The sequence below is a fragment of the Pseudomonas sp. LBUM1659 genome (assembly GCF_059716045.1).
Genome location: NZ_CP166797.1, coordinates 992,085 through 1,008,672 on the forward strand (window position 1 = coordinate 992,085; position 16,588 = coordinate 1,008,672).

The following is a 16,588-nucleotide window of genomic DNA, read 5'->3' on the forward strand; positions in this document are numbered from 1 at the left end:
GTAATGATCAAAACCCTCACGCAAGTTCGTTGCGCTTTGTCATTCCCGGTGACGCAATCCCCTCTAAACAAGGCTTTTTGCCGATGATGTTACAGAATATGGGCTGGCTTTGGCCTTGGGCGCTGGGCCTTTGCAGTGATATAGTTCGCGGCCAGTTCGGCCTGCCCGGGGAGGTATGTGCTTTCGTCAGAGAGTCAGGCGTCCGAGTGAGAGGCTGCATCGCAAGGAGTTTAGATGAGTGCCGATAACGCCTACGCGGTCGAGCTGAAGGGACTGTCCTTCAAGCGCGGTACGCGCAGCATTTTCAATAACGTCGATATCCGTATCCCGCGCGGCAAGGTCACCGGCATCATGGGGCCTTCCGGGTGTGGCAAAACCACACTGTTGCGATTGATGGGCGCACAATTGCGTCCAACAAAGGGCGAAGTCTGGGTCAACGGCCAGAACCTGCCGAAGTTGTCGCGCAGTGATCTGTTCGATGCGCGCAAGCACATGGGTGTGCTGTTCCAGAGCGGCGCCCTGTTTACCGACCTGGACGTGTTCGAGAACGTCGCCTTCCCGCTGCGCGTTCATACCGAGCTGCCGGAAGAAATGATCCGTGACATCGTCCTGCTTAAATTGCAGGCCGTGGGCTTGCGTGGTGCCATCGATCTGATGCCTGACGAATTGTCCGGCGGCATGAAGCGTCGTGTTGCGCTAGCCCGGGCGATTGCCCTCGACCCGCAGATCCTCATGTACGACGAGCCCTTTGTCGGCCAGGACCCCATCGCAATGGGCGTGCTGGTGCGCCTGATCCGCCTGCTCAACGATGCGTTGGGCATCACCAGTATCGTGGTCTCCCACGATCTGGCTGAAACCGCGAGCATCGCCGACTACATCTATGTCGTCGGTGAAGGTCAGGTATTGGGGCAGGGGACTCCCGAGGAATTGATGAACTCGCAGGAGCCTCGGATCCGTCAATTCATGACCGGCGAACCCGACGGTCCGGTCGCATACCACTTTCCAGCGACGGATTACCGCGCAGATCTTCTGGGGAAGCGTTGATGCGCAAGATTTCATTAATAGAACGCGTGCGCCGGTTTGGCCACGCCGGCATCGATGTGCTGGCGGTGTTCGGTCGTTCGACGATATTCCTGTTTCATGCCTTGCTCGGTCGCGGTGGCATCGGCGGCGGTTTTGGCCTGCTGATCAAGCAACTGCATTCAGTGGGCGTGATGTCCCTGGTGATCATTGTGGTCTCCGGGGTGTTCATCGGGATGGTGCTGGCGCTGCAAGGCTTCAACATTCTGTCGAGCTACGGCTCGGAGCAGGCGGTCGGGCAGATGGTTGCGCTCACGCTGCTGCGTGAACTGGGTCCCGTTGTGACGGCATTGTTGTTCGCCGGGCGTGCCGGTTCGGCGCTGACGGCCGAAATCGGCAACATGAAATCCACCGAACAGTTGTCCAGTCTGGAAATGATTGGTGTCGACCCGCTCAAATACATTGTTGCTCCGCGGCTGTGGGCCGGCTTCATTTCCCTGCCGGTGCTGGCGATGATCTTCAGCGTGGTGGGTATCTGGGGTGGCTCGTGGGTGGCAGTCGACTGGCTGGGTGTGTATGAAGGCTCTTACTGGTCGAATATGCAAAACAGCGTGACGTTCACTGATGATGTGCTCAACGGCATCATCAAAAGCATCGTCTTCGCATTCGTCGTGACCTGGATCGCCGTATTCCAAGGCTATGACTGTGAGCCCACTTCCGAGGGGATCAGTCGTGCCACTACCAAGACCGTGGTGTATGCCTCTTTGGCTGTTCTCGGCCTGGACTTTATTCTGACCGCTTTGATGTTTGGAGATTTCTGATGCAAAACCGCACCCTGGAAATCGGTGTCGGCCTTTTCTTGCTGGCTGGCATCCTGGCTTTGCTGTTGCTGGCTTTGCGGGTCAGTGGCCTGTCCCCGAGTCCGAGCACCGACACGTATAAACTTTATGCGTACTTCGACAATATCGCCGGTTTGACTGTCAGAGCCAAAGTGACCATGGCCGGTGTGACTATCGGTAAGGTCACAGCGATCGATCTGGACCGCGACAGCTTCACCGGTCGGGTGAGCATGCAACTGGAAAAGCGCGTAGATAATCTGCCGACTGACTCCACTGCATCTATTCTGACCGCTGGCCTGTTGGGCGAGAAGTACATCGGTATCAGCGTAGGCGGCGAAGAAGCCTTGCTCAAGGATGGTGCAACCATTCACGACACCCAGTCGTCGCTGGTGCTCGAAGACCTGATCGGTAAATTTCTGCTCAATACCGTAAGCAAAGACGCCAAATGAGGAGCTTTTGAATGATCTCTACCTTGCGACGTGGCCTGTTAGTAGTACTCGCGGCACTGCCGTTGATGGCTAACGCCGTAGCGGCGCCTTCCGCGCACGATCTGGTACAGGACACCACCAACCGGATGCTGGCCGATCTGACGGCCAACAAAGAGAAGTACAAGCAAGACCCGCAGGACTTTTATATGGCACTGAACACGATCGTCGGACCTGTGGTGGATGCCGAGGGTATTTCCAAGAGCATCATGACGGTCAAGTACTCAAAGAAAGCCACGCCGGCGCAGATGAAAACCTTTGAAGAAAACTTCAAGAAGGGTCTGTTCCAGTTTTATGGCAATGCTTTGCTTGAGTACAACAACCAGGGCATCACTGTTGATCCCGCCAAAGACGAGTCCGGCGATCGCACCAGCGTTGGCATGACCGTCAAAGGCAGCAACGGCGCGATCTATCCTGTGTCTTACACACTGGAAAAGATCAATGGCGAGTGGAAGCTGCGCAACGTGATCATCAACGGGATCAACATCGGCAAGCTGTTCCGTGATCAGTTCGCTGATGCGATGCAGCGCAATGGCAACGACCTGGACAAGACCATCAACGGTTGGGCCGGGGAAGTCGCCAAAGCCAAGGCATCCACCGAGACAAACGCCCAATGAGTGTGTCGGCCATTCGCATGAGCGAATCCGGCGAGCTGCAGTTGAGTGGCATGCTGGACTATCGCACCGGCCCGGATCTGCGCAAGCAGGGGCAGGCGTTGATCAAATCCAGCACGGCTACTGAACTGGTAGTCGATTGTTCGGCAGTGTTGAAATCCAGCAGCGTCGGCTTGTCGCTGCTGCTGTGCTTCATGCGTGATGCAGAGGCGGCCGGTAAGGCGCTGAGCATTCGCGCGATGCCCGAAGACATGCGTGAAATCGCTCAGGTCAGCGAATTGACCGAGCTGTTGGCGCACCCCTGACCGCATCTATAAAGAAGCCCCCCGTCAGAGTCCTGCTTAGCGGGGTTCGCAGGCGCGGGGCTTTTTTGTATGATGTCCGACCCGTGCGCACAGGGCGCCGATTGAGGTTGAGCATGCAGGCCGTAGAAGTGAAGAGCTTCCTTGAAGGAAAGCTGCCCGGAACGAAAGTAGAAGTCGAGGGCGAAGGCTGCAATTTCCAGCTGAACGTGATTAGCGATGAACTGGCGGCATTGAGCCCGGTGAAGCGTCAGCAGCAGATCTATGCCCATTTGAACCCATGGATCACCGATGGCAGCATCCATGCGGTCACTATGAAATTTTTCAGCAGCGCGGCCTGGGCCGAGCGCACCTGAGCCCAAGGGCGTCGAGATTCTTATGGATAAATTGATTATTACCGGTGGCGTTCGTCTTGATGGCGAAATCCGCATCTCCGGGGCAAAGAACTCTGCCCTGCCGATCCTGGCTGCCACCCTGCTGTGTGATGGCCCGGTGACCGTGGCCAACTTGCCGCACCTGCACGACATCACCACGATGATCGAGTTGTTCGGTCGCATGGGCATTGAGCCGGTGATCGACGAGAAGCTCAGCGTCGAAATCGACCCGCGCACCATCAAGACCCTGATCGCACCGTACGAACTGGTTAAAACCATGCGTGCGTCGATCCTGGTACTGGGCCCGATGGTTGCCCGTTTCGGCGAAGCCGAAGTCGCACTGCCTGGCGGTTGCGCCATCGGTTCGCGTCCGGTTGACCTGCACATCCGTGGCCTTGAAGCCATGGGCGCGGTCATCGACGTCGAAGGCGGCTACATCAAGGCCAAGGCGCCAGAAGGCGGCTTGCGCGGCGCGAACTTCTTCTTCGATACCGTCAGCGTGACCGGTACCGAAAACATCATGATGGCCGCTGCCCTGGCCAAGGGTCGCAGTGTGTTGGCAAACGCCGCACGCGAGCCAGAAGTGGTCGACCTGGCCAACTTCCTGAACGCCATGGGTGCCAAGGTTTCCGGCGCTGGCACCGACACCATCACCATCGATGGCGTCGAGCGTCTGCACACCACCACTTACAAAGTGATGCCCGACCGAATCGAAACCGGTACTTACCTGGTCGCTGCTGCCGTGACCGGCGGCCGTGTAAAGGTCAAGGATACCGATCCGACCATCCTTGAAGCCGTGCTTGAGAAACTCAAGGAATCGGGCGCTGAAATCACCTGCGGCGAAGACTGGATCGAGCTGAACATGCACGGCAAACGGCCAAAAGCCGTCAACGTGCGGACCGCTCCATACCCGGCGTTCCCGACTGACATGCAAGCGCAGTTCATCTCCCTCAACGCCATTGCCGAAGGCACGGGCGCAGTGATCGAGACGATCTTCGAAAACCGCTTCATGCACGTTTACGAACTGCACCGCATGGGCGCCAAGATCCAGGTCGAAGGCAACACCGCCATCGTCACTGGCACCGAGACGCTCAAAGGTGCGCCCGTCATGGCCACCGACCTGCGTGCTTCGGCCAGCCTGGTCATCTCGGCGCTGATCGCTGAAGGCGACACCCTGATCGACCGCATCTACCACATCGACCGTGGTTACGAGTGCATCGAAGAGAAACTGCAAATGCTCGGCGCCAAGATCCGCCGCGTACCGGGCTAGTTTCTGCTGCATGGGCACAGGGACGTGCCCGTTGAATTCGTTTCAAATCGAGGCTGTCTTTTCATTGTTGAGAAAGCCTCGAAGTATGTCCGGCGCCGTTTGCGACCGGGCATGAGTACCTTGATAAGGACTGACGTTTCCCATGTTGACCATCGCATTGTCCAAGGGCCGCATTCTTGACGACACCCTGCCGCTTCTGGCTGAAGCGGGCATCGTGCCAACCGAGAATCCGGACAAGAGCCGCAAGCTGATCATCCCCACGACCCAGCCTGACGTTCGTCTACTGATCGTACGCGCCACCGATGTGCCGACCTACGTCGAGCATGGTGCCGCGGACCTCGGCGTCGCCGGTAAAGATGTGCTGATGGAATATGGCGGCCAGGGCCTGTACGAGCCTTTGGACCTGCGAATTGCCCTCTGCAAGCTGATGACCGCCGGCCGTGTTGGCGATGTCGAGCCTAAGGGCCGCCTGCGGGTGGCGACCAAGTTCGTCAACGTTGCCAAGCGTTACTACGCCGAGCAGGGTCGCCAGGTCGACATCATCAAGCTTTACGGCTCGATGGAGCTGGCGCCGCTGATTGGTCTGGCGGACAAGATCATCGACGTGGTCGACACCGGCAACACCCTGCGCGCCAATGGCCTGGAACCCCAGGATTTCATTGCCGACATCAGCTCCCGGCTGATCGTCAACAAAGCTTCGATGAAAATGCAGCACGCCCGAATCCAGGCGTTGATCGACACCCTGCGCAAGGCAGTGGAGTCTCGACACCGCGGCTGATTTACCTGCGCGACGTTAAGTCGCGCCCGTCTATCCGCCTCATAGCCAGAATTCTCAGGTGCCCAAGCGGATCGATGGTAGCTTCGGGCACCTGAGTTTTTGCCATTCCTATGAGGCTCTCGCTATGACCGCACCGACTGCAATTCGCCGACTCAACGCTGCTGACCCGGATTTCGCACATCATCTGGATCATCTGCTGAGCTGGGAAAGTGTGTCTGACGACTCGGTCAATCAGCGGGTGCTGGACATCATCAAAGCCGTGCGCGAGCGTGGCGATGCGGCGCTGGTGGAATTCACCCAGAAGTTCGATGGCCTGGAAGTCACCTCGATGGCCGACCTGATCCTGCCGCGCGAACGTCTGGAACTGGCGCTGACCCGGATCACCGTGCCTCAGCGCGAAGCCCTGGAAAAAGCTGCAGCCCGCGTGCGCAGCTACCACGAAAAACAGAAACAGGATTCCTGGACCTACACCGAAGCCGACGGCACGGTGCTGGGCCAGAAGGTCACGCCGCTGGACCGCGCCGGTCTCTATGTACCGGGCGGCAAGGCGTCGTACCCGTCCTCGGTGTTGATGAACGCGATCCCGGCCAAAGTGGCTGGCGTGACCGAAGTGGTCATGGTGGTGCCGACCCCTCGCGGTGAAATCAACGAACTGGTGCTGGCCGCGGCCTGCATTGCCGGTGTTGATCGCGTATTCACCATCGGCGGCGCGCAAGCGGTTGCCGCGTTGGCTTACGGCACTGAAAGCGTGCCGAAGGTCGACAAAGTGGTTGGCCCGGGCAACATCTATGTCGCCACCGCCAAGCGTCACGTGTTCGGTCAGGTCGGTATCGACATGATCGCCGGCCCGTCCGAGATTCTGGTGGTGTGCGACGGTCAGACCGATCCGGACTGGATCGCCATGGATCTGTTCTCCCAGGCCGAACACGATGAAGACGCCCAGGCGATTCTGGTCAGTCCGGATGCCGAGTTCCTCGACAATGTTGCCGCGAGCATCAACAAATTGATGCCGACCATGGAACGTGCCGAGATCATCGCAACTTCGATGAATGGCCGTGGTGCGCTGATCAAGGTCCGCGACATGGAACAAGCCATCGAAGTGGCCAATCGCATTGCCCCGGAACACCTGGAGCTGTCGGTCGCTGATCCGCAAGCCTGGTTGCCGCACATCCGTCACGCAGGCGCGATCTTCATGGGGCGCCACACCTCTGAGGCGCTGGGCGACTACTGCGCCGGTCCGAACCATGTGTTGCCAACTTCCGGCACCGCGCGTTTCTCGTCGCCATTGGGTGTCTACGACTTCCAGAAGCGCTCCTCGATCATCTTCTGCTCCGAACAAGGTGCGTCCGAGTTGGGCAAGACCGCTTCCGTGCTGGCCCGTGGCGAGTCGCTGACCGCCCACGCCCGTAGCGCCGAATACCGCATCGTTGACGACAAGCAGGGGAACTGAGCATGAGTAAATTCTGGAGCCCGTTCGTCAAGGATCTGGTGCCTTACGTGCCGGGCGAGCAGCCGAAGCTGGCGAAACTGGTGAAGCTCAACACCAACGAAAACCCGTACGGTCCCTCGCCCAAAGCCTTGGCGGCGATGCAGACCGAATTGAACGACAACCTGCGCCTGTACCCGGATCCGAACAGCGATCTGCTCAAGCAAGCCGTGGCCAAGTATTACGGCGTGCAGAGCAATCAAGTGTTCCTCGGCAACGGGTCCGATGAAGTCCTGGCGCACATTTTTCACGGCTTATTGCAACACGAAAACCCGCTGTTGTTCCCGGACATCAGCTACAGCTTCTACCCGGTTTACTGCGGGCTGTATGGCATCAAATTCGACGCGGTCCCGCTGGACGAGCAGTTCCAGATCAACCCGGCGGACTACGCCAAACCGAACGGCGGGATCATCTTCCCCAACCCGAACGCCCCGACGGGTTGCCTGTTGGCGCTGGACGCTGTGGAGCAAATTCTTAAAGCCAGCCCAGACTCTGTCGTGGTGGTGGATGAGGCTTACATCGACTTCGGCGGCGAGACGGCGATCAGCCTGGTGGACCGTTATCCGAACCTGCTGGTGACTCAGACCCTGTCCAAGTCCCGCTCGCTGGCCGGCCTGCGGGTAGGCCTGGCGGTGGGGCACCCGGATTTGATCGAAGCGCTGGAGCGGATCAAGAACAGCTTCAACTCCTACCCGCTGGATCGTCTGGCGATTGTAGGGGCTGCGGCGGCGTTCGAGGATCGCGAGTACTTCGACAAGACGTGCCGGTTGGTCATTGATAGCCGTGACAAGGTAGTCGGGCAACTGGAGGCGAAGGGCTTTGAGGTGTTGTCGTCGGCGGCGAACTTCATTTTCGCCCGTCACCCAAAGCACGATGCGGCCGGGTTGGCGGCGAAGTTGCGTGAGCAAGGTGTGATCGTTCGGCACTTCAAGCAGGAGCGGATTGCCCAGTTTTTGCGGATTTCCATCGGCACACCTGAGCAGAATCAGGCGCTGATCGACGGCCTCGGCGACCTCTAAAAGACCCCTCTGACTGATCGTTCCCACGCTCTGCGTGGAAATGTATCCCGTGACGCTCCGCGTCACAGTGGACGCAGAGCGTCCATGGCGGCATTCCCACGCAGAGCGTGGGAAACGATCAATCACTTACTCTTCTTCTTTCTCTTTGACCGGTGCTGGTGGCGGGCGCAGGCCGATCTCGGCGGTAAGCTTCAGCTCTTTGCCGTTGCGCATCACCTGAATAGTGACCTTGTCCATCGGCTTGATCCGCGCAACCTGGTTCATCGAACGGCGCCCATCACCCGCTGGCTCACCGTCGATGGAGAGAATCACATCTCCCAATTGCAGGCCGGCCTTCTGCGCCGGACCATCCCGGAAAATCCCCGCGACCACAATCCCCGGACGTCCTGACAGACCAAACGACTCCGCCAGTTCCTGGCTCAACGGCTGTACTTCAATGCCCAGCCAACCGCGAATCACCTGGCCGTGTTCGATGATCGACTTCATCACTTCCATGGCCAGTTTGACCGGGATCGCAAACCCGATGCCTTGCGAACCGCCGGACTTGGAGAAAATCGCGGTGTTGATGCCCGTCAGGTTGCCATTGGCGTCCACCAGCGCACCGCCGGAGTTGCCAGGGTTGATCGCGGCGTCGGTCTGGATGAAGTCTTCGTAGTTGTTCAGGCCCAACTGGTTACGCCCAGTGGCACTGATGATGCCCATGGTCACGGTCTGGCCGACACCGAACGGGTTGCCAATGGCCAACGCCACGTCACCGATGCGGATGTTGTCGGAACGGCCAACAGTGATGGAAGGAAGGTTCTTCAGATCAATCTTCAGGACCGCGAGGTCCGTTTCCGGGTCGCTGCCAATCACACGGGCCAGGGTTTCGCGGCCATCCTTGAGCGCCACCACGATCTGGTCGGCACCCATGGTCACATGGTTGTTGGTCAGCAAGTAGCCTTCCGGGCTCATGATCACGCCGGAGCCGAGACTCGATTCCATGCGCTTCTGCTTGGGCGAGTTGTCGCCGAAGAAGCGGCGGAACTGCGGGTCTTCAAACAGCGGATGGCTCGGTTTGTTGATGACTTTGGTGGTGTACAGGTTGACCACCGACGGCGCGGCCGTGGTGACGGCGTCGGCGTAAGACACCGGCCCCTGTTGCACGCTGGTGGTTTGTGGTGCTTGCTGCAAATTCACGTCGAGGCTTGGAAGCCCGACCCACTGCGGGTAACGCTGAATTATCAAAAGAGCGATAAGCACGCCGGCCAACAGCGGCCAGCCGGAAAAACGCAGCGCCTTGAGCATTAAGCACGTCCTGAAAGGTTGCAGGCGGTATGAGACCGCCCATAATGTCGCGCATTATACGAGGCCACGCGCGCCTCTGAACGGGATATTTAGGAGTCTTTTATGGCCGTCGCCCTGAGCACCCTGGTCGAAGAAGCCGACCGTTACCTCGCCTGCGCCAAAATTGCCGATTACTGCCCCAATGGCTTGCAGGTCGAAGGTCGGCCGCAAGTGATGCGCATTGTCAGTGGCGTCACCGCCAGCCAGGCGCTGCTGGACGCTGCCGTCGAAGCCCAGGCCGATCTGGTGCTGGTGCATCACGGTTATTTCTGGAAGGGCGAAAACCCGTGCATCACCGGCATGAAGCAGCGTCGGTTGAAAACCTTGCTCAAGCACGACATCAGCCTGCTGTCCTACCATTTGCCGCTGGATCTGCACCCGGAAGTCGGTAACAACGTGCAGTTGGCCCGGCAGTTGGATATCACCGTCGAAGGCCCGCTGGATCCGGAGAACCTTAAAGTCGTCGGTCTGGTCGGTTCGTTGAACGAGCCGATGACACCGCGTGATTTCGCCCGTCGTGTCCAGGAAGTCATGGGTCGCGAGCCGCTGCTGATCGAAGGCAGCGCGACGATTCGCCGGGTAGGCTGGTGCACCGGTGGCGGCCAGGGTTATATCGATCAGGCGGTTTTGGCCGGTGTCGATCTGTACCTCAGTGGCGAGGCCTCCGAGCAGACTTTTCACAGCGCCCGGGAAAACGACATCAGCTTCATCGCCGCCGGCCATCACGCCACCGAGCGTTATGGTGTGCAAGCGTTGGGCGATTATCTGGCGCGCCGATTTGCCCTCGAACACATCTTCATCGATTGCCCGAATCCGATCTGACCCACCACGGATCAAAATGTGGGAGCGGGCTTGCTCGCGAAAGCGGTATATCAGACGACATTAATGTTGAATGGAAGTCAGCATTCGCGAGCAAGCCCGCTCCCACAGGGTGCTTCAGCGCCCGAACTGGCCGGTATATTCATATACTCTTTCGATCTAGCTGGCGTCCTGATTAGAAGAGGTCGCTGTGCTAGGATTCCTCGCTCGAACACGGCCCGCTGGCCGTCCATAAGATCGTTTTCGTGAGTAGCCATGGTCGACAAACTGACGCATCTGAAACAGCTGGAGGCCGAAAGCATCCACATCATCCGCGAGGTCGCCGCCGAGTTCGATAACCCGGTGATGCTGTACTCCGTCGGTAAAGACTCCGCCGTGATGCTGCACCTTGCGCGCAAGGCATTCTTCCCGGGCAAGCTGCCGTTCCCGGTGATGCACGTCGACACCCGGTGGAAGTTCAAGGAAATGTACGCGTTCCGCGACCGCATGGTCGAAGAACTGGGCCTGGACCTGCTGGTACACGTCAACCCCGATGGCGTCGCGCAGGGCATCAACCCGCTGACCCACGGCAGTGCCAAGCACACCGACATCATGAAAACCGAAGGCCTCAAGCAGGCCCTCGACAAGTACGGTTTCGATGCCGCTTTCGGTGGCGCTCGTCGCGACGAAGAGAAATCCCGTGCCAAAGAGCGCGTGTATTCCTTCCGCGACACCAAGCACCGCTGGGACCCGAAAAATCAGCGTCCGGAGCTGTGGAACGTCTACAACGGCAACGTCAACAAGGGCGAATCCATTCGTGTGTTCCCGTTGTCGAACTGGACGGAACTGGACATCTGGCAATACATCTACCTCGAAGGCATCCCGATTGTGCCGCTGTATTTCGCCGCCGAACGCGACGTCATCGAGATGAATGGCACCTGGATCATGATCGACGACGAACGCCTGCTCAATCACCTGAGCGATGAAGACAAGGCGCGCATCGTCAAGAAGAAGGTCCGTTTCCGTACGCTGGGTGACTACCCGCTGACCGGTGCGGTCGAGTCCGAGGCGACCAGCCTGACCGACATCATTCAGGAAATGCTCCTGACGCGAACTTCCGAACGCCAGGGCCGGGTCATCGACCACGATGGCGCAGGCTCGATGGAAGAAAAGAAACGTCAGGGTTATTTCTAAGGGGTTGTCATGTCGCACGTATCTGATTTGATCAGCGAGGACATCCTCGCCTACCTGGGCCAGCACGAACGCAAGGAAATGCTGCGCTTTCTGACCTGTGGCAACGTCGACGACGGCAAGAGCACCCTGATCGGGCGCCTGCTGCACGACTCCAAAATGATCTACGAAGATCACCTGGAAGCCATTACCCGCGACTCGAAAAAAGTCGGTACCACCGGCGATGACATCGACCTGGCATTGCTGGTCGACGGCCTGCAGGCAGAGCGTGAGCAGGGCATCACCATCGATGTCGCGTACCGCTATTTCTCCACCGCCAAGCGCAAATTCATCATCGCCGACACCCCCGGCCATGAGCAGTACACTCGCAACATGGCCACCGGTGCCTCCACCTGTGACCTGGCGATCATCCTGATCGACGCCCGCTACGGCGTGCAGACCCAGACCCGTCGCCACAGCTTCATCGCCTCGTTGCTGGGCATCAAACACATCGTGGTGGCCGTCAACAAGATGGACATCAATGGTTTTGATCAAAGCGTGTTCGAGTCGATCAAGGCCGATTACCTGAAGTTCGCCGAAGGCATCGCCTTCAAGCCGACCACCATGGCCTTCGTGCCGATGTCGGCGCTCAAGGGCGACAACGTGGTGAACAAGTCCGAGCGCTCGCCGTGGTACACCGGCCAGTCTCTGATGGAGATTCTCGAGAGCGTCGAGATCGCCAATGATCGCAACTACACCGACCTGCGTTTCCCGGTGCAGTACGTCAACCGTCCGAACCTGAACTTCCGTGGTTTCGCCGGCACCCTGGCGAGCGGCGTCGTGCACAAGGGCGACGAAGTCGTGGTACTGCCGTCGGGCAAGAGCAGCCGCGTGAAATCCATCGTCACCTTCGAAGGTGAACTGGAGCACGCAGGTCCGGGTCAAGCGGTGACGCTGACCATGGAAGACGAAATCGACATCTCCCGCGGCGACTTGCTGGTGCACGCCGATAACCTGCCGCAAGTGACTGACGCCTTCGACGCCATGCTGGTGTGGATGGCCGAAGAACCAATGCTGCCAGGCAAGAAATACGACATCAAGCGCGCCACGACGTACGTGCCGGGTTCGATCACCAGCATCGTCAACCGTGTTGACGTGAACACCCTGGAAGAAGGTCCGGCCAGCGCCTTGCAGCTGAACGAGATCGGTCGGGTCAAGATCAGCCTCGACGCGGCGATCGCGTTGGACGGCTATGCGAGTAACCGCACCACCGGCTCGTTCATCGTCATTGATCGTTTGACCAATGGTACTGTCGCCGCCGGCATGATCATCGCTCAGCCAGTCGCGCATGGCAGCGCTACGCACCATGGCAAGCTGGCTCACGTCGCCACCGAAGAACGCGCCCAGCGCTTCGGCCAGCAACCGGCCACCGTGTTGTTCAGCGGCCTGTCGGGCGCGGGCAAAAGCACCCTGGCCTACGCGGTTGAACGCAAGCTGTTCGACATGGGCCGTGCGGTGTTTGTGCTGGATGGCCAGAACCTGCGTCATGACCTGAACAAAGGCCTGCCACAGGATCGCGCCGGGCGTACCGAGAACTGGCGTCGTGCGGCGCACGTTGCGCGTCAGTTCAACGAAGCCGGTCTGTTGACCCTGGCTGCATTCGTTGCGCCAAGTGCTGAAGGTCGTGAGCAGGCCAGGGAACTGATCGGCAAAGAGCGTTTGCTGACCGTTTACGTTCAGGCGTCGCCGACTGTTTGCGCCGAGCGTGACCCGCAAGGTCTGTACGCGGCAGCCGGGGATAACATCCCGGGCGATTCCTTCCCGTTCGATGTGCCGCTGGATGCTGACCTTGTAGTCGACACTCAGTCGCTGTCGCTGGAAGAAAGCGTCAAGCAGGTGCTGGATTTGCTGCGTCAACGCGGCGCGATCTAAGCATTAGCCGTTAATAAAAAACCCGCCGATGAGTGATCCTCGGCGGGTTTTTTTGTGTCTGGTCGGACGCCTTCGCTGGCAAGCCAGCTCCTACAGTCCAGCGTATTTCCCTTGTAGGAGCTGGCTTGCCAGCGAAGAGGCCAGAACATTCACCTGATTACTTGGCCGGATACTCCCGATGCATCTGCTCCAGCAACGCATCCTTGTCCAGCCACAACTGATTGATCCACCCCTGAAACTGCAATCGATACTCCCCATCCTGGTCGTAGTTCTTGCCGATAAACTGCGGTGGAATCTTCAGCTCCTGAAAATGCACCACAACATCCTTCACATTTCCACAGAGCAAATCCCAGTACCCCGGACGCCCGCCCGGATAGTGAATCGTCACGTTGACGATGGACTCCAGCTGCTCACCCATCGCATCCAGCACAAACGCAATGCCGCCGGCCTTGGGTTTCAGCAAATACTCGAACGGTGATTTCTGCTGCGCATGTTTACCTTCGGTGAAGCGCGTGCCTTCAACGAAAATGAAAATCCCCACCGGGTTATTGCGAAACTTCGCGCAAGTCTTGCGGGTGGTCTCCAGGTCTTTGCCTTTTTTCTCCGGGTGCTTTTCCAGATACGCCTTGGAGTAGCGCTTCATGAACGGAAAGCCCAGCGTCCACCAGGCCAGACCAATCACCGGCACCCAGATCAGCTCTTGCTTGAGAAAAAACTTCAGCGGCTGGATACGTCGATTGAGCACGTATTGCAGCACCATGATGTCGACCCAGCTCTGGTGGTTGCTGGTGATCAGGTACGAGTGCTGATAGTCCAGGCCTTCCAGGCCGCTGAGGTGCCAGCGGGTACGGCAAACCAGGTTCATCCAGGCCTTGTTGTTGCTGATCCAGGCCTCATGGGTGTGGCTCATCAGCCAGCGCGTGAAGCGTTGGGTGAGGGCGAACGGCAGCACCTTGAAAATCGCCACGCAGAACAGAAACGAGCAAAGCAAAATGGTATTGAGGGCCAACAACAACGAGGCAATCACGCCGCGCACTGCGGCAGGCAGGGAATCCAGCATTTAAACATCCATAGGTCGGTTGGCAGCCTGAATCGCGGTCAACGCGATGGTGTAGACGATGTCATCGACTTGCGCGCCGCGCGGCAGGTCGTTCACCGGTTTGCGCAGGCCTTGCAGCATCGGCCCGAGACTCACGCAATCGGCGCTGCGCTGCACGGCTTTGTGGGTGGTGTTGCCGGTGTTCAGGTCGGGGAACACGAACACCGTGGCACGACCGGCGACTTGACTGTTCGGCGCCAGTTGCCGGGCGACGGTTTCGTTGGCGGCGGCGTCGTATTGCAACGGGCCGTCGATCAGCAGCGAGTTCTGCTGTTCGTGGGCGAGCAATGTCGCTTCGCGCACTTTTTCGACTTCTTCGCCACTGGCGGACTCACCGCTGGAATAGCTGATCATCGCCACGCGCGGGGTGATGCCAAACGCGGCAGCCGAGTCGGCGCTTTGCAGGGCGATCTCGGCCAGTTCGCTGGCGCTCGGGTGCGGGTTCATCACGCAGTCGCCGTAGACCAGCACTTCCTCGGGGAAGAGCATGAAGAACACCGACGACACCAAGGTGCAGCCCGGCGCGGTCTTGATCAATTGCAGAGCCGGGCGAATGGTGTTGGCCGTGGAGTGAATGACGCCGGACACGAGGCCGTCGACTTCATCCAGCGCCAGCATCATGGTGCCGATCACCACGGTGTCTTCCAGTTGCTGCTCGGCCATCGGCGCGTTGAGGCTTTTGCTCTTGCGTAGCGCAACCATCGGCTCTACGTAGCGTTCGCGGATCAGGTCGGGGTCAAGAATCTCAAGCCCCGGTGGCAGCTCGATGCCTTGCGCGCGAGCCACGGCTTCGACGTCCGCCGGTTTGGCCAGCAGCACGCAACGGGCAATGCCGCGCGCCTGGCAAATCGCCGCCGCTTGCACGGTCAGCGGCTCGTTGCCTTCTGGCAGCACGATGCGTTTGTTGGCTGTCTGGGCGCGCTGGATCAATTGGTAGCGGAATACGGCGGGCGACAGGCGCATCTCACGCGGAGTGCCGCAGCGCTGGTGCAGCCAGTTGGCATCGAGGTGACTGGCGACGAAATCGGTGATGATCTCCGCGCGTTCGCGGTCGTCGATCGGGATTTCCTTGTTCAAACCGTTCAACTGATTGGCGGTGTCGTAGGAGCCGGTGCTCACCGACAGCACCGGCAAACCCGCCTGCAACGCGCCACGGCACAGGTCCATGATGCGCGGGTCGGGCAGGGTGTCGCTGGTCAGCAGCAGGCCGGCCAATGGCACGCCGTTCATGGCAGCGAGGCTGACGGCGAGGATGATGTCGTCACGATCGCCGGGCGTTACCACCAGCACACCGGGCTTGAGCAGCTCCACAGTGTTGCGCATGGTGCGGGCGCAGATGATGATTTTGGTCATGCGCCGGGTTTCGTAATCTCCGGCATTGAGGATTTGCGCGCCCATCAAATCCGCCACGTCGCGGGTGCGTGGCGCATTCAATTCCGGCTGGAACGGAATGCAACCCAGCAGACGGAAATCACCGCTGCGCAGCAACGGCGAGTGTTCTCTCAAGCGTGTGGCGAAGACGTCCATGCTTTCGTCGGTCTTGACCTTGTTAAGGATCACGCCGAGGACTTTCGGGTCTTTCGGCCCGCCGAACAATTGCGCTTGCAATTCCACGCGACCGGAGAGTTCGGTCAGGGCTTCGCTTTCCGGCGCAGAGACCAGAATCACGTCGGCATCCAGGCTCTTGGCCAAATGCAGATTGACCCGCGCGGCGTAGCTGGCGCTGCGGGTCGGGACCATGCCTTCGACGACCAGCACATCCTTGCCGACGGCGGCTTGCTGATAAAGCGTGATGATTTCTTCGAGCAGCTCATCCAGCTGACCATCACCGAGCATGCGCTCGACGTGTGCCAGGCCCAGCGGCTGAGGCGGCTTCAAGCCGTGGGTGCGGGCCACCAGTTCGGTGGAGCGTTCCGGTCCGGTGTCACCCGGATGTGGCTGGGCAATCGGTTTGAAAAAACCGACCTTGAGGCCGGCACGTTCAAGCGTGCGTACCAGCCCGAGGCTGATGGAGGTCAGACCCACACCAAAGTCGGTGGGTGCAATAAAAAAAGTTTGCATGCGGATTCTCTAAGG

Annotated in this window: 16 protein-coding genes; 13 read left to right on the top strand and 3 right to left on the bottom strand. The window is 59.2% G+C overall.

Going from position 1 to position 16,588, the window contains the following annotated elements:
- Positions 1-234: 234 nt before the first annotated feature.
- The 10 genes from ACA048_RS04365 (at position 235) to hisC (ending at position 8,187) form a co-directional block, all read left to right on the top strand.
- Positions 235-1,044 carry an ATP-binding cassette domain-containing protein gene (locus ACA048_RS04365; RefSeq protein ID WP_007942749.1) on the top strand — a complete coding sequence of 270 codons (810 nt, stop codon included), beginning with the start codon at positions 235-237 and terminating at the stop codon, positions 1,042-1,044.
- The gene (gene mlaE / locus ACA048_RS04370; RefSeq protein ID WP_007942748.1) at positions 1,044-1,841 is read left to right on the top strand and encodes a lipid asymmetry maintenance ABC transporter permease subunit MlaE; all 798 of its coding nucleotides are present in this window, start codon (positions 1,044-1,046) and stop codon (positions 1,839-1,841) included. The genes ACA048_RS04365 and mlaE overlap by 1 nt, the downstream gene beginning before the upstream one ends.
- Positions 1,841-2,308, top strand: coding sequence for an outer membrane lipid asymmetry maintenance protein MlaD (mlaD, locus tag ACA048_RS04375; RefSeq protein ID WP_497628077.1), 468 nt, complete (start codon positions 1,841-1,843; stop codon positions 2,306-2,308). Before mlaE ends, mlaD begins: the two co-directional genes overlap by 1 nt.
- Before the next feature lie 11 nt (positions 2,309-2,319).
- Positions 2,320-2,961 (top strand): MlaC/ttg2D family ABC transporter substrate-binding protein, encoded by a 642-nt coding sequence (locus ACA048_RS04380; RefSeq protein WP_497628078.1) that lies wholly within the window; start codon positions 2,320-2,322, stop codon positions 2,959-2,961.
- Positions 2,958-3,263: an STAS domain-containing protein gene (locus tag ACA048_RS04385; RefSeq protein WP_497628079.1), complete on the top strand. Its 306-nt coding sequence runs from the start codon at positions 2,958-2,960 to the stop codon at positions 3,261-3,263. Before ACA048_RS04380 ends, ACA048_RS04385 begins: the two co-directional genes overlap by 4 nt.
- 113 nt (positions 3,264-3,376) lie before the next feature.
- Positions 3,377-3,616: a BolA family protein gene (locus ACA048_RS04390; protein WP_008054378.1), complete on the top strand. Its 240-nt coding sequence runs from the start codon at positions 3,377-3,379 to the stop codon at positions 3,614-3,616.
- Positions 3,617-3,638: 22 nt separating this feature from the next.
- Positions 3,639-4,904: a UDP-N-acetylglucosamine 1-carboxyvinyltransferase gene (gene murA, locus ACA048_RS04395; RefSeq protein WP_007942739.1), complete on the top strand. Its 1,266-nt coding sequence runs from the start codon at positions 3,639-3,641 to the stop codon at positions 4,902-4,904.
- A 142-nt stretch (positions 4,905-5,046) separates the two neighbouring features.
- Complete coding sequence (gene hisG, locus ACA048_RS04400) at positions 5,047-5,682, top strand: ATP phosphoribosyltransferase (protein ID WP_007942738.1); 636 nt, start codon at positions 5,047-5,049, stop codon at positions 5,680-5,682.
- A 124-nt stretch (positions 5,683-5,806) separates the two neighbouring features.
- Entirely contained in the window at positions 5,807-7,132 is a 1,326-nt protein-coding gene (gene hisD, locus ACA048_RS04405; protein WP_497628080.1) for a histidinol dehydrogenase, read from the top strand.
- 2 nt (positions 7,133-7,134) lie between these two features.
- Positions 7,135-8,187 carry a histidinol-phosphate transaminase gene (hisC, locus tag ACA048_RS04410; RefSeq protein WP_497628081.1) on the top strand — a complete coding sequence of 351 codons (1,053 nt, stop codon included), beginning with the start codon at positions 7,135-7,137 and terminating at the stop codon, positions 8,185-8,187.
- Between the two features lie 126 nt (positions 8,188-8,313).
- Here hisC and algW read toward each other — a convergent pair whose 3' ends face one another.
- Positions 8,314-9,474 (bottom strand): Do family serine endopeptidase AlgW, encoded by a 1,161-nt coding sequence (gene algW / locus ACA048_RS04415; RefSeq protein WP_497628082.1) that lies wholly within the window; start codon positions 9,472-9,474, stop codon positions 8,314-8,316.
- 102 nt (positions 9,475-9,576) lie between these two features.
- Here algW and ACA048_RS04420 point away from each other — a divergent pair, with 102 nt between their 5' ends.
- From ACA048_RS04420 to cysN, 3 genes are all read left to right on the top strand, one after another.
- Positions 9,577-10,335: a Nif3-like dinuclear metal center hexameric protein gene (locus tag ACA048_RS04420; protein ID WP_497628083.1), complete on the top strand. Its 759-nt coding sequence runs from the start codon at positions 9,577-9,579 to the stop codon at positions 10,333-10,335.
- Between the two features lie 252 nt (positions 10,336-10,587).
- Positions 10,588-11,505: a sulfate adenylyltransferase subunit CysD gene (gene cysD, locus ACA048_RS04425; protein ID WP_010463281.1), complete on the top strand. Its 918-nt coding sequence runs from the start codon at positions 10,588-10,590 to the stop codon at positions 11,503-11,505.
- Between the two features lie 9 nt (positions 11,506-11,514).
- Positions 11,515-13,413 (top strand): sulfate adenylyltransferase subunit CysN, encoded by a 1,899-nt coding sequence (gene cysN, locus ACA048_RS04430; RefSeq protein ID WP_497628084.1) that lies wholly within the window; start codon positions 11,515-11,517, stop codon positions 13,411-13,413.
- Positions 13,414-13,570: 157 nt separating this feature from the next.
- On the opposite strand, the gene yihG is transcribed toward cysN, so the two are convergent.
- The gene (yihG, locus tag ACA048_RS04435) at positions 13,571-14,473 is read right to left on the bottom strand and encodes a 1-acylglycerol-3-phosphate O-acyltransferase, YihG family (protein WP_497628085.1); all 903 of its coding nucleotides are present in this window, start codon (positions 14,471-14,473) and stop codon (positions 13,571-13,573) included.
- Positions 14,474-16,573 carry a phosphate acetyltransferase gene (gene pta, locus ACA048_RS04440; RefSeq protein ID WP_497628086.1) on the bottom strand — a complete coding sequence of 700 codons (2,100 nt, stop codon included), beginning with the start codon at positions 16,571-16,573 and terminating at the stop codon, positions 14,474-14,476.
- Between the last annotated feature and the right edge of the window lie 15 nt (positions 16,574-16,588).

Coding starts and splice junctions, on each gene's coding strand:
- ACA048_RS04365 (WP_007942749.1), top strand. CDS start 235: ATGAGTGCCGATAACGCCTACGCGGTCGAGCTGAAGGGACTGTCCTTC.
- mlaE (WP_007942748.1), top strand. CDS start 1,044: ATGCGCAAGATTTCATTAATAGAACGCGTGCGCCGGTTTGGCCACGCC.
- mlaD (WP_497628077.1), top strand. CDS start 1,841: ATGCAAAACCGCACCCTGGAAATCGGTGTCGGCCTTTTCTTGCTGGCT.
- ACA048_RS04380 (WP_497628078.1), top strand. CDS start 2,320: ATGATCTCTACCTTGCGACGTGGCCTGTTAGTAGTACTCGCGGCACTG.
- ACA048_RS04385 (WP_497628079.1), top strand. CDS start 2,958: ATGAGTGTGTCGGCCATTCGCATGAGCGAATCCGGCGAGCTGCAGTTG.
- ACA048_RS04390 (WP_008054378.1), top strand. CDS start 3,377: ATGCAGGCCGTAGAAGTGAAGAGCTTCCTTGAAGGAAAGCTGCCCGGA.
- murA (WP_007942739.1), top strand. CDS start 3,639: ATGGATAAATTGATTATTACCGGTGGCGTTCGTCTTGATGGCGAAATC.
- hisG (WP_007942738.1), top strand. CDS start 5,047: ATGTTGACCATCGCATTGTCCAAGGGCCGCATTCTTGACGACACCCTG.
- hisD (WP_497628080.1), top strand. CDS start 5,807: ATGACCGCACCGACTGCAATTCGCCGACTCAACGCTGCTGACCCGGAT.
- hisC (WP_497628081.1), top strand. CDS start 7,135: ATGAGTAAATTCTGGAGCCCGTTCGTCAAGGATCTGGTGCCTTACGTG.
- algW (WP_497628082.1), bottom strand. CDS start 9,474: ATGCTCAAGGCGCTGCGTTTTTCCGGCTGGCCGCTGTTGGCCGGCGTG.
- ACA048_RS04420 (WP_497628083.1), top strand. CDS start 9,577: ATGGCCGTCGCCCTGAGCACCCTGGTCGAAGAAGCCGACCGTTACCTC.
- cysD (WP_010463281.1), top strand. CDS start 10,588: ATGGTCGACAAACTGACGCATCTGAAACAGCTGGAGGCCGAAAGCATC.
- cysN (WP_497628084.1), top strand. CDS start 11,515: ATGTCGCACGTATCTGATTTGATCAGCGAGGACATCCTCGCCTACCTG.
- yihG (WP_497628085.1), bottom strand. CDS start 14,473: ATGCTGGATTCCCTGCCTGCCGCAGTGCGCGGCGTGATTGCCTCGTTG.
- pta (WP_497628086.1), bottom strand. CDS start 16,573: ATGCAAACTTTTTTTATTGCACCCACCGACTTTGGTGTGGGTCTGACC.